Origin of the sequence: Bacillus sp. AL-1R (assembly GCF_052180195.1) — a bacterium.
In the GTDB taxonomy this organism is placed as follows: domain Bacteria; phylum Bacillota; class Bacilli; order Bacillales; family Bacillaceae_G; genus Gottfriedia.
In genome coordinates this window covers 4,268,438-4,281,603 of record NZ_CP197469.1, presented here as the reverse complement: position 1 = coordinate 4,281,603, position 13,166 = coordinate 4,268,438, and the positions used below count along the sequence as shown (strand labels likewise).

The window sequence follows — 13,166 nt, the reverse complement described above, 5'->3', positions numbered from 1 at the left end:
AAGTGTTGACAGGCTATGATGTAAAATGATAATATTAAAAAGTCGCTTGCGAGCGATGAAGTGAACTTTGAAAACTAAACAAAACATGAAGTAAACGTCAATTATTAGTTTTTTGAGCAATACAAGATTTAAACTTAACTTTTATGGAGAGTTTGATCCTGGCTCAGGACGAACGCTGGCGGCGTGCCTAATACATGCAAGTCGAGCGGACTAATGGGAGCTTGCTCCCGTTAGTTAGCGGCGGACGGGTGAGTAACACGTGGGCAACCTACCTGTAAGACTGGGATAACTTCGGGAAACCGGAGCTAATACCGGATGACATTAAGGAACTCCTGTTCCTTGATTGAAAGATGGCCTTTAGCTATCACTTACAGATGGGCCCGCGGCGCATTAGCTAGTTGGTGAGGTAACGGCTCACCAAGGCGACGATGCGTAGCCGACCTGAGAGGGTGATCGGCCACACTGGGACTGAGACACGGCCCAGACTCCTACGGGAGGCAGCAGTAGGGAATCTTCCGCAATGGACGAAAGTCTGACGGAGCAACGCCGCGTGAGCGATGAAGGCCTTCGGGTCGTAAAGCTCTGTTGTTAGGGAAGAACAAGTGCTAGTTGAATAAGCTGGCACCTTGACGGTACCTAACCAGAAAGCCACGGCTAACTACGTGCCAGCAGCCGCGGTAATACGTAGGTGGCAAGCGTTGTCCGGAATTATTGGGCGTAAAGCGCGCGCAGGCGGTTTCTTAAGTCTGATGTGAAAGCCCCCGGCTCAACCGGGGAGGGTCATTGGAAACTGGGAAACTTGAGTGCAGAAGAGGAAAGTGGAATTCCAAGTGTAGCGGTGAAATGCGTAGAGATTTGGAGGAACACCAGTGGCGAAGGCGACTTTCTGGTCTGTAACTGACGCTGAGGCGCGAAAGCGTGGGGAGCAAACAGGATTAGATACCCTGGTAGTCCACGCCGTAAACGATGAGTGCTAAGTGTTAGAGGGTTTCCGCCCTTTAGTGCTGAAGTTAACGCATTAAGCACTCCGCCTGGGGAGTACGGTCGCAAGACTGAAACTCAAAGGAATTGACGGGGGCCCGCACAAGTGGTGGAGCATGTGGTTTAATTCGAAGCAACGCGAAGAACCTTACCAGGTCTTGACATCCTCTGACAACCCTAGAGATAGGGCTTTCCCTTCGGGGACAGAGTGACAGGTGGTGCATGGTTGTCGTCAGCTCGTGTCGTGAGATGTTGGGTTAAGTCCCGCAACGAGCGCAACCCTTGATCTTAGTTGCCAGCATTCAGTTGGGCACTCTAAGGTGACTGCCGGTGACAAACCGGAGGAAGGTGGGGATGACGTCAAATCATCATGCCCCTTATGACCTGGGCTACACACGTGCTACAATGGATAGTACAAAGGGTTGCAAGACCGCGAGGTGGAGCTAATCCCATAAAACTATTCTCAGTTCGGATTGTAGGCTGCAACTCGCCTACATGAAGCCGGAATCACTAGTAATCGCGGATCAGCATGCCGCGGTGAATACGTTCCCGGGCCTTGTACACACCGCCCGTCACACCACGAGAGTTTGTAACACCCGAAGTCGGTGGGGTAACCTTTTAGGGGCCAGCCGCCTAAGGTGGGACAGATGATTGGGGTGAAGTCGTAACAAGGTAGCCGTATCGGAAGGTGCGGCTGGATCACCTCCTTTCTATGGAGACATCATGAACCGATGGTTCATGTATGAAATGTTTCTTCATTGTTTTGTTTAGTTTTGAGAGTTCATTCTCAACATTTGTACCTTGAAAACTAGATAATGTCATTCATTAAACTGCGTAAGTTTAATTCAATTAGTTTTAAAATTAGTTAAGTTAGAAAGGGCGCACGGTGGATGCCTTGGCACTAGGAGTCGATGAAGGACGGGACTAACACCGATATGCTTCGGGGAGCTGTAAGTAAGCTTTGATCCGGAGATTTCCGAATGGGGGAACCCACTACTCGTAATGGAGTAGTATCTTTACCTGAATACATAGGGTACTGAGGACAGACCCAGGGAACTGAAACATCTAAGTACCTGGAGGAATAGAAAGCAATAGCGATTTCCCAAGTAGCGGCGAGCGAAAAGGAAGATAGCCCAAACCAAGAGGCTTGCCTCTTGGGGTTGTAGGACACTCTATACGGAGTTACAAAGGAACGGGGTAAATGAAGCGACCTGGAAAGGTCCGTCGAAGAAGGTAAAAACCCTGTAGTTGAAACCTCGTTCCCTCTTGAGTGGATCCTGAGTACGGCGGAACACGTGAAATTCCGTCGGAATCTGGGAGGACCATCTCCCAAGGCTAAATACTACCTAGTGACCGATAGTGAACCAGTACCGTGAGGGAAAGGTGAAAAGCACCCCGGAAGGGGAGTGAAAGAGAACCTGAAACCGTGTGCTTACAAATAGTCAGAGCTCGTTAACGAGTGATGGCGTGCCTTTTGTAGAATGAACCGGCGAGTTACGATCCCGTGCAAGGTTAAGTTGAAGAGACGGAGCCGCAGCGAAAGCGAGTCTGAATAGGGCGATTTAGTACGTGGTCGTAGACCCGAAACCGAGTGATCTACCCATGTCCAGGATGAAGTTCAGGTAACACTGAATGGAGGTCCGAACCCACGCACGTTGAAAAGTGCGGGGATGAGGTGTGGGTAGCGGAGAAATTCCAATCGAACTCGGAGATAGCTGGTTCTCCCCGAAATAGCTTTAGGGCTAGCCTTATGTGTTAGAGTCTTGGAGGTAGAGCACTGATTGGACTAGGGGCCCCCAACGGGTTACCGAATTCAGTCAAACTCCGAATGCCAATGACTTATCCATAGGAGTCAGACTACGAGTGATAAGATCCGTGGTCAAGAGGGAAACAGCCCAGACCGCCAGCTAAGGTCCCAAAGTATACGTTAAGTGGAAAAGGATGTGGAGTTGCTTAGACAACCAGGATGTTGGCTTAGAAGCAGCCACCATTTAAAGAGTGCGTAATAGCTCACTGGTCGAGTGACTCTGCGCCGAAAATGTAACGGGGCTAAACGTATCACCGAAGCTGCGGATTGATACCGTATGGTATCAGTGGTAGGGGAGCGTTCTAAGGGCGTTGAAGCTAGATCGTAAGGACTGGTGGAGCGCTTAGAAGTGAGAATGCCGGTATGAGTAGCGAAAGACGGGTGAGAATCCCGTCCACCGTATGCCTAAGGTTTCCTGGGGAAGGCTCGTCCTCCCAGGGTTAGTCAGGACCTAAGCCGAGGCCGACAGGCGTAGGCGATGGACAACAGGTTGATATTCCTGTACCACCTCATTTCCGTTTGAGCGATGGAGGGACGCAGAAAGATAGGGTAAGCGCGCTGCTGGATATGCGCGTCCAAGCAATTAGGCTGATGTGTAGGCAAATCCGCACATCGTAAGGCTGAGTTGTGATGGCGAGGGAAATATAGTACCGAAGTTCCTGATTCTACGCTGCCAAGAAAAGCTTCTAGCGAGGAAATAGGTGCCTGTACCGCAAACCGACACAGGTAGGCGAGGAGAGAATCCTAAGGTGAGCGAGAGAACTATGGTTAAGGAACTCGGCAAAATGACCCCGTAACTTCGGGAGAAGGGGTGCTCTTTTGGGTGTATGCCCGGGAGAGCCGCAGTGAAAAGGCCCAAGCGACTGTTTAGCAAAAACACAGGTCTCTGCGAAGCCGCAAGGCGAAGTATAGGGGCTGACGCCTGCCCGGTGCTGGAAGGTTAAGAGGAGGGGTTATCCCTTACGGGAGAAGCTCTGAATTGAAGCCCCAGTAAACGGCGGCCGTAACTATAACGGTCCTAAGGTAGCGAAATTCCTTGTCGGGTAAGTTCCGACCCGCACGAAAGGCGTAACGATTTGGGCACTGTCTCAACCATAGACTCGGTGAAATTATAGTACCTGTGAAGATGCAGGTTACCCGCGACAGGACGGAAAGACCCCGTGGAGCTTTACTGCAGCTTGATATTGAATTTTGGTACAGCTTGTACAGGATAGGTAGGAGCCTGAGAAGCCGGAGCGCTAGCTTCGGTGGAGGCGTCGGTGGGATACTACCCTGGCTGTATTGAAATTCTAACCTAGAGCCGTGATCCGGCTCGGAGACAGTGTCAGGTGGGCAGTTTGACTGGGGCGGTCGCCTCCTAAAGAGTAACGGAGGCGCCCAAAGGTTCCCTCAGAATGGTTGGAAATCATTCGAAGAGTGTAAAGGCATAAGGGAGCTTGACTGCGAGACCTACAAGTCGAGCAGGGACGAAAGTCGGGCTTAGTGATCCGGTGGTTCCGCATGGAAGGGCCATCGCTCAACGGATAAAAGCTACCCCGGGGATAACAGGCTTATCTCCCCCAAGAGTCCACATCGACGGGGAGGTTTGGCACCTCGATGTCGGCTCATCGCATCCTGGGGCTGTAGTCGGTCCCAAGGGTTGGGCTGTTCGCCCATTAAAGCGGTACGCGAGCTGGGTTCAGAACGTCGTGAGACAGTTCGGTCCCTATCCGTCGTGGGCGCAGGAAATTTGAGAGGAGCTGTCCTTAGTACGAGAGGACCGGGATGGACACACCGCTGGTGTACCAGTTGTTCTGCCAAGAGCATGGCTGGGTAGCTATGTGTGGAAGGGATAAGTGCTGAAAGCATCTAAGCATGAAGCCCCCCTCAAGATGAGATTTCCCATAGCGTTAAGCTAGTAAGACCCCTGAGAGACGATCAGGTTGATAGGTCAGAGGTGGAAGCGTGGTGACACGTGGAGCTGACTGATACTAATCGGTCGAGGACTTAACTAACAAGTTTGATGATGACATTATCTAGTTTTGAGGGTACAAAAAATATTATAAAAACTTCAAAAAAGTTATTGACTTTAAAATGAAATTTGATATAATAATTAATGTCCTTAAGAAATTGAATCAAGTGATGATAGCGAAGAGGTCACACCCGTTCCCATACCGAACACGGCAGTTAAGCTCTTCAGCGTCGATGGTAGTTGGGGGTTTCCCCCTGTGAGAGTAGAACGTCGCTTGGTTCTAAGATTATTCCGCAGTAGCTCAGTGGTAGAGCACTCGGCTGTTAACCGAGTGGTCGTAGGTTCGAACCCTACCTGCGGAGCCATTTTTAACTTAATGCTTCCATAGCTCAGCAGGCAGAGTACTTCCATGGTAAGGAAGAGGTCACCGGTTCGAGCCCGGTTGGAAGCTTAGGAAAAGTTGTACTGGCCCGTTGGTCAAGCGGTTAAGACACCGCCCTTTCACGGCGGTAACACGGGTTCGAGTCCCGTACGGGTCACCATTTTATTACGGAGGATTAGCTCAGCTGGGAGAGCACCTGCCTTACAAGCAGGGGGTCGGCGGTTCGAGCCCGTCATCCTCCACCATCTAATTTAATAAATACCGGAGGGGTAGCGAAGTGGCTAAACGCGGCGGACTGTAAATCCGCTCCCTGTGGGTTCGGCGGTTCGAATCCGTCCCCCTCCACCATTTATTGTTGGGCTATAGCCAAGCGGTAAGGCAACGGATTTTGATTCCGTCATGCCCTGGTTCGAATCCAGGTAGCCCAGCCATTTTTTTATTTTATCGTAATTTATTACGAGCCATTAGCTCAGTAGGTAGAGCATCTGACTTTTAATCAGAGGGTCGAAGGTTCGAATCCTTCATGGCTCACTCTTTTTTTTTATGTGCGGAAGTAGTTCAGTGGTAGAATACAACCTTGCCAAGGTTGGGGTCGCGGGTTCGAGCCCCGTCTTCCGCTCCATTCGCATATACTTAAATAGTGGGGCCTTAGCTCAGCTGGGAGAGCGCCTGCCTTGCACGCAGGAGGTCAGCGGTTCGATCCCGCTAGGCTCCACCAATATACATAAAGTTAAACCTTAGTCATTTGACTAAGGTTTTTTGTTGTATATAATCATATAATATAGCAATTTAAAAGCTAAAAATGCATATGTATACAAAAAAATGTTGAGTTGACCCATTTGATTCAAAAGATTTAAACTATTAATATAATTAATAACTTTAATAGTCGAAAAGTTATATTTTTTCAAACTAAAGTAAGCGTTTACTTTTATGAATTTAGTTGATGGGGGAAATAAAAATGTTAAAAGATATTTCAATTATTGGGGTACCATTAGATTTAGGACAAACTAGACGTGGAGTAGACATGGGGCCAAGTGCAATTAGATATGCACAACTACACGAACGTATTGAAAGAATGTCTTATCAAGTAGAAGACTTAGGCGACATCTTAGTAGAACGTACACCAGTTAAAGAAGATAATTCAGAACATAACTTAAAAAACTTAAAATCAGTAAAAGAAACATGTGAAAAGCTTGCAGTAGAAGTGGATGAAGTTATTAAAAGAAACAGAATGCCACTAGTACTTGGTGGAGATCATAGTATTGCGATTGGTACACTAGCAGGTGTATCAAAACATTATAATAATTTAGGATTAATCTGGTTTGATGCACATGGTGATTTAAATACTGCTGAAACATCTCCTTCTGGTAATATTCATGGTATGTCTTTAGCTGTTTCTTTAGGACATGGTCACGATTTATTAACGAAAATAGGTGGTTACTTCCCTAAAGTAAAACCTGAGAACGTAATCATTATTGGAGCACGTGATCTTGATGAAGGCGAAAGAGCAATTATTAAAGAATTAGGAATTAAAGTTTATACAATGCATGAAATTGATAAATTAGGAATGACGAAAGTAATGGAAGAAAGCATTGACCACTTGAAAGAGTGTGATGGTGTACACTTATCATTAGATCTTGATGGTCTAGATCCAATTCACGTTCCTGGAGTTGGTACACCTGTTCCTGGAGGAATTACTTATAGAGAAGGTCATTTAGCGATGGAAATGTTATCTGATGCTGATATTATTACTTCAATTGAATTCGTAGAAGTTAATCCAATATTAGATGAAAGAAATAGAACAGCTATCGTAGCTGTTGCATTGATCGGCTCATTATTAGGAGAAAAGTTACTATAAAATAAAATTCACTTTAAGAGAGTAAATTTAAGTCGTTTAGTTGAAATCCTTTTTTTCATCTACTGAAGCTAGCATGTGCTAGCTTCTTTTTTTATCAATAAACTTTGAAGAATTGTCATTGAGAAAACTTCAAAATCACATAAAAATTTAGGTCATTCCTTCTATTATTATAGAGAGTCAACGTAAATAGTACTGTAATGATGTTTAATCTAACTAAAATAGACGTTAAAGTATTGTTAATATATTTAATAACTCATAAATTTTGTGTATTGCAAAAATATGGTATAATACTCAAGATACAGTTTTATTCTATAGAATTTGGAGGGTAAAAGATGCCTTCTTTAAATATAAATTTTTTACAGTATTTACAGAATGGATTAGATATACTAATAGTTTGGTTTGTTATATATAGATTAATTATCATTATTCAAGGGACGAAGGCTGTCCAACTTTTAAAGGGTGTCACAATCATTATTGTCGTAAAAGTATTAAGTAGCCTATTTGGACTGCATACTTTACAATTTTTAATGGATCAAGCACTAACATGGGGATTCTTAGCGGTTATTATTATCTTTCAACCAGAATTAAGGAGAGCACTAGAACAACTTGGACGTGGTCGATTCTTCTCTAGAACAACAGGTAACGGGTTTAATGACCGAAATGATATTGTTGAGAATATTGCAAAAGCCACTGAATACATGGCTAAACGAAGAATCGGTGCACTTATTTCATTTGAGAGACAAACAGGTATGGGTGACTATATAGAGTCCGGTATTAGAATGAATGCTAATTTATCATCAGAATTATTGATTAATATTTTTATTCCAAATACACCTTTACATGACGGGGCGGTAATTATACAAGGTGAAAAGATTACGGCAGCAGCCTGTTATTTACCTTTGTCTGAGAGTGCATTTATTTCAAAGGAATTAGGAACGAGGCATCGAGCTGCAGTTGGTATTAGTGAAGTTACTGACAGTATTACAATTGTAGTTTCCGAGGAAACAGGTGCGGTTTCAGTAGCGAGGAATGGAAATCTATACAGAGAATTATCAAAAGACGAGCTTATAAATTTATTAAATACTGAGCTGAAATCACCAGAAGAGTCCACTACATCTAAATGGAATTGGAAGGTGAAGCGTAATGGATAACTTTATGGATAATCGTTGGATTTTAAGAGGGATCGCTTTATTAGTAACATTATTACTTTTTATGTCTGTCAATCTTGTTCCACAATCAAGTACTTCGGGATTAGGAGACATACCGTTTGTTAATAATAAAGAATTAGTAAAAGAAGTACCAGTAACACCTATTTATGATCAGCGCAATCTAATTGTAACTGGTGTTCCAAAAGATGTTTCTGTGCAATTAGATGGACCTAATAGTATTGTAAAATCTGCTGAAATGAAGAAGGATTTCGAAGTGTATTTGGATCTAACTTCTTACGCTTTAGGTACATATGAAGTTCCTTTAAAAATTAGAAATATTTCAGATAAAATAAAAGCAACGATTAAACCAAGAACAGTTAGGGTCACAATTAATGAAAAAATTGAAAAATCAGTTTCAGTTAAAGTTGCTTATTTAAATGAAAAAGAGATTAAACATGGATATAAAGCAGAGAATGCTATTGTTAAACCAGGTTTAGTTACAATAGTAGGATCCAGAGATGAAGTATCACAAGTGTCATATGCAAGCGTTGGTGTGGATGTTACTGATGCAAATCAGACATTTAGTCAGGTGTTACCTGTTAAATTATTCAATAAAAAAGGTGTTCAACTTCCGTTTGCTACAAATCCAAGAAAAGTTGAAGTAACTGTCCCAATTGTTTCCGAAAGTGCTAGCTTCCCGATTAAGTTAGTGCAAACAGGAACACTTAAGGATGGTTTAAAGCTAAGTAGTCTTACTAGTAAAGTTGATTCACTTAGAATTTATGCATCTAAAGATTGGTTGGACAAGTTTAGTGGACCTATAGTAGTGCCAGTAGACGTATCTTCATTTGATAAAAGTGGCACATATGAAGTTAATGTACCTACTCCAAATGGAGCATTTAGAGTTGAATCAAGCACGATTAATGTAGACGTAAATTTTGATGAAGAAATAGAAAAGAAATTTAGTAATATCCCTATTAAATTAGTGGGTGAAAATAATCAATATGAGTATAAGTTTATAAAGCCCTCTTTAGGTAAAGTAGAAGTTACAGCTAAAGGATTTAAAGAAGACTTGGATGCAATTGATCCAAGTGACTTGAACATTACTGCAAAAGTGAATGGACTGGATCCAGGAACCAGAGATGTAGCGCTTACTATTACCGGTCCAAAGGGAGTTAAATATAGTTTAGAGTTTGATACAATAACGATTGAAATTACTGATAAAAAATCTGCTCAAGCTGATGAAAATGAAAATGAGAATTCAGGCGATGTAGGACAGTCATCGAATTAGAAGGAGAGTTAAAATGGGTAAATATTTTGGTACAGATGGTGTACGAGGAGTTGCAAACAAAGAGTTAACTCCTGAATTAGCATATAAAATTGGACGCTGTGGCGGTTATGTTTTAACAAAAAATAATGTCAAACCTAAAATTATTGTTGGGCGTGACACACGTGTTTCAGGACATATGCTTGAAGGAGCACTAGTTGCAGGTTTATTATCAATTGGTGCTGAAGTTATGAGATTAGGTGTAATTTCTACTCCAGGTGTTGCCTATTTAACAAGAGCTCTTGGAGCACAAGCTGGTGTTATGATTTCAGCTTCACATAATCCTGTTGCAGATAATGGGATTAAGTTTTTTGGTCCAGACGGTTTTAAATTGTTGGATGAGCAAGAAGATGAAATTGAAGAACTAATGGATGCAGAAGTAGATCGTCTACCAAGACCAACTGGAAATGATTTATGTCAAGTTAGTGATTATTTTGAAGGTGGGCAAAAATACCTACAATTCCTGAAAAATACAATTGATGAAGATTTCTCAGGTCTATTAGTAGCTCTAGATTGTGCACACGGTGCCACTTCTTCATTAGCGCCATATTTATTCGCAGATTTAGAAGCAGATATTGTTACAATGGGAACGAATCCTAATGGATTTAATATAAATGATGGTGTAGGTTCTACACACCCAGAAGCTTTAGCAGCTCTTGTAAAAGAAAAAGGTGCTGACATCGGTTTATCATTTGATGGAGACGGAGATCGTCTAATTGCAATTGATGAAAATGGTGAAATCGTTGACGGTGACCAAATAATGTATATTTGTGCAAAATACTTAAATGAAAAAGGCCGTTTAAAACAAAATACAATCGTATCAACTGTTATGAGTAACTTAGGCTTCTATAAAGCAGTAGAAATGAATGGGATGAAAAGTGCAGTTACAGGTGTTGGGGACCGTTACGTAATGGAAGAGATGAGAAAAAATGGTTTCAATCTTGGCGGCGAGCAATCTGGACACATCATCTTTTTAGATCATATTACGACTGGTGACGGCATGTTAAGTGCTATTCAGCTTGTAAGCATTGTTAAAGAATCAGGTAAAACTTTATCACAATTAGCTGGAGAAATGAAAAAGTATCCACAATTATTAATTAATGTTCGCGTTACAGATAAAAATGAAGCACTAAATAACGAGCGCATTAAAGCAACCATTTCAGAAGTAGAGGAAGAAATGAACGGCAATGGTCGTATTTTAGTTCGTCCTTCTGGTACTGAGCCTCTTATTCGTGTAATGGCTGAGGCTCCTTCTGAGGCAGAATGTAAACAATATGTAGAACGTATTGTTGCTGTTGTAAAAGAAGAAGTTGGCGAATAAAATAAATTAAAAAAATATGCATTGATGAGCACTTTTGTGTAAGTCTATGCATATTTTTGTTATATACAGCTATTCTATATTTTTTTTCATCATATTCTTGTTGACCATTTTTAATACAGTATAGTATAGTTGTTTTATTGTTTTCCTAACAGGAAAGGAGTATAGAAATAATAAAGTATTAAAAAAGCGCCAGAACTACACTAGACGTGAATGTGTAGTTGACGAGGTGGAGTTTTATCGAAGTTTCGGCGGATGACTCCCGGTTGCTGTATCACAACCGAAATTATTTATGAAAAACACATGGGTGACTGTGTGCACAAACGTAAATAATCTGATACACCGTTTAAAACAAAAAATTGAACTCGCTAATGAGCGGAATATGAAAGGTAGGTGGATATTGCTTGTAAGTCCTCTACCATTATGAAACATGACGAGGGAATAGAAAATTAAATAGTTAAACGGTTAGGAAAACAGCGTTCCATTCCTATACAATTTGTATGTCTTGTTTTTGGACTTACTAAGCAATAGTAATTATGTGTGGAATCGTTGGATATATTGGAAATGATAATGCGAAAGAAATTTTATTAAAAGGTTTAGAGAAATTAGAGTATCGTGGTTACGATTCTGCTGGGATTTCTCTTTTAACTGACAATGGTGTAGAAGTTTATAAAGAAAAAGGTAGAATTGCTGTATTACGTAAGTCAATTCCTTCAAAAACGGACGGAAATGTTGGTATTGGTCATACTAGATGGGCGACGCATGGCGCGCCAAGTAAACGTAATGCACATCCTCATCAGAGCTCTACTGAACGTTTTACACTTGTTCATAATGGCGTTATCGAGAACGATGTACAATTAAAAAACGATTATTTAAATGATATTGAATTTACAAGTGATACAGATACTGAAGTTATTGTTCAGTTAGTTGAACTTCATATTAAAAAAGGATTATCTGTACTTGATGCTTTCAGAGAAACACTTAAGCTTCTTAAAGGTTCTTATGCAATTGCATTATTAGATAAACAAAACGATGACGTAATTTATGTAGCAAAAAACAAAAGTCCATTACTAGTTGGTGTTGGTGAAGAGTTTAATGTTATTGCATCGGATGCAATGGCAATGTTACAAATTACTGATCAATTTATTGAATTAATGGATAAAGAGGTTATTGTCGTTACGAAAGATCATGTTCAATTAATGGACCTTAACGGAAATATTAAAGAACGTTCTCCATATACAGCAGAAATTGATGCTAGCGATATCGAAAAAGGAACTTATCCTCATTTCATGTTAAAAGAAACAGATGAGCAACCTTTAGTAATCCGTAATATTATCCAAAAGTACCAAGATGAAAACGGAGAGCTTGTAATCAACTCAGAAATTAAAGCAGCATTAGCAGAAGCTGACAGATTATATATTGTTGCTTGTGGAACTAGTTATCATGCTGGCCTTGTAGGAAAACAGTTTATTGAAAAAATGGCGGGAGTTCCTGTAGAAGTACATGTTGCAAGTGAATTCTCTTACAATATGCCATTACTTTCAGAAAAACCATTATTTATTTATATTTCACAAAGTGGTGAAACTGCTGATAGCCGAGCTTGTTTAGTTCAAACAAATAAATTAGGTCATAAAGCAATTACAATTACAAACGTTCCTGGATCAACATTATCACGTGAGGCTGATTTCACTCTTGCTTTACACGCAGGTCCTGAAATCGCTGTTGCATCAACGAAAGCTTACACTGCACAATTAGCAGTACTTGCAATTGTTGCAAATGCTCTTGCAAAAGAAAAAGGAAAAACAGTTAACTTTAACCTAGTTAAAGAACTTGGAATTGTAGCAAATGCAATGGAATCAATTACAAACCAAAAAGACGAGTTTGAAAAAATTGCTACAGAATATTTAGCTACAACTCGCAATGCATTCTTCATCGGCCGTAACGTAGATTACTTCGTTTGCCTAGAAGGCGCATTAAAACTAAAAGAAATTTCTTACATCCAAGCAGAAGGATTTGCTGGTGGAGAGTTAAAACATGGTACAATTGCTCTAATCGAAGAAGGAACTCCAATCTTCGCATTAGCAACACAAGAATCAGTAAACTTAAACATTCGTGGAAATGTGAAAGAGGTTGTTGCTCGCGGTGCTAACCCTTGTATCATTTCAATGGAAGGATTAAACATGGAAGGCGATCGCTTCATTTTACCAAGAGTACAAGAAGAATTATCTCCAATCCTTTCAGTAGTACCATTACAATTAATTTCTTACTATGCTGCACTACATCGTGGTTGTGATGTTGATAAACCTCGTAATCTTGCAAAATCAGTTACAGTTGAATAATCAAATTAGTAATCTATTAAATACTAAAATAAAGATTTGAAAATAAACTGAGCAG

At 41.3% G+C, this 13,166-nt stretch carries 5 protein-coding genes, 9 tRNA genes and 3 rRNA genes; all 17 read left to right on the top strand.

The genetic code is table 11. The annotated features are described in order from the left end of the window. Positions 1 to 140: 140 nt before the first annotated feature. Positions 141 to 1,691: ribosomal RNA gene (locus ACSBO6_RS20395) — 16S ribosomal RNA — on the top strand. 153 nt (positions 1,692 to 1,844) lie between these two features. Next, positions 1,845 to 4,782, top strand: a 23S ribosomal RNA gene (locus ACSBO6_RS20390). Between the two features lie 120 nt (positions 4,783 to 4,902). Continuing rightward, positions 4,903 to 5,018 (top strand): 5S ribosomal RNA (rrf, locus tag ACSBO6_RS20385). Together the 16S, 23S and 5S rRNA genes with 9 tRNA genes alongside form the textbook arrangement of a ribosomal RNA operon. A gap of 11 nt (positions 5,019 to 5,029) precedes the next feature. Continuing rightward, positions 5,030 to 5,104, top strand: a tRNA-Asn gene (locus ACSBO6_RS20380). Between the two features lie 13 nt (positions 5,105 to 5,117). Next, positions 5,118 to 5,190, top strand: a tRNA-Thr gene (locus ACSBO6_RS20375). Positions 5,191 to 5,206: 16 nt separating this feature from the next. Continuing rightward, positions 5,207 to 5,281 (top strand) — tRNA-Glu (locus ACSBO6_RS20370). 9 nt (positions 5,282 to 5,290) lie between these two features. Next, positions 5,291 to 5,366: transfer RNA gene (locus ACSBO6_RS20365), tRNA-Val, on the top strand. Between the two features lie 18 nt (positions 5,367 to 5,384). Beyond that, a tRNA-Tyr gene (locus tag ACSBO6_RS20360) sits at positions 5,385 to 5,469 on the top strand. Between the two features lie 8 nt (positions 5,470 to 5,477). After that, a tRNA-Gln gene (locus tag ACSBO6_RS20355) sits at positions 5,478 to 5,552 on the top strand. 27 nt (positions 5,553 to 5,579) lie between these two features. After that, positions 5,580 to 5,652: transfer RNA gene (locus tag ACSBO6_RS20350), tRNA-Lys, on the top strand. Positions 5,653 to 5,668: 16 nt separating this feature from the next. Next, positions 5,669 to 5,743: transfer RNA gene (locus ACSBO6_RS20345), tRNA-Gly, on the top strand. Between the two features lie 20 nt (positions 5,744 to 5,763). After that, positions 5,764 to 5,839 (top strand) — tRNA-Ala (locus ACSBO6_RS20340). Positions 5,840 to 6,079: 240 nt separating this feature from the next. Next, on the top strand, positions 6,080 to 6,979 hold the full coding sequence (gene rocF, locus ACSBO6_RS20335) for an arginase (protein ID WP_098846246.1): 900 nt from the start codon (positions 6,080 to 6,082) through the stop codon (positions 6,977 to 6,979). A gap of 332 nt (positions 6,980 to 7,311) precedes the next feature. Further along, entirely contained in the window at positions 7,312 to 8,130 is an 819-nt protein-coding gene (gene cdaA, locus ACSBO6_RS20330) for a diadenylate cyclase CdaA (RefSeq protein WP_098846247.1), read from the top strand. Next, positions 8,123 to 9,418: a CdaR family protein gene (locus ACSBO6_RS20325; RefSeq protein ID WP_498843941.1), complete on the top strand. Its 1,296-nt coding sequence runs from the start codon at positions 8,123 to 8,125 to the stop codon at positions 9,416 to 9,418. Before cdaA ends, ACSBO6_RS20325 begins: the two co-directional genes overlap by 8 nt. Positions 9,419 to 9,431: 13 nt before the next feature. Beyond that, entirely contained in the window at positions 9,432 to 10,775 is a 1,344-nt protein-coding gene (glmM, locus tag ACSBO6_RS20320; RefSeq protein ID WP_098846249.1) for a phosphoglucosamine mutase, read from the top strand. Between the two features lie 533 nt (positions 10,776 to 11,308). Next, positions 11,309 to 13,111: a glutamine--fructose-6-phosphate transaminase (isomerizing) gene (glmS, locus tag ACSBO6_RS20315; RefSeq protein ID WP_498843940.1), complete on the top strand. Its 1,803-nt coding sequence runs from the start codon at positions 11,309 to 11,311 to the stop codon at positions 13,109 to 13,111. Positions 13,112 to 13,166 lie beyond the last annotated feature (55 nt).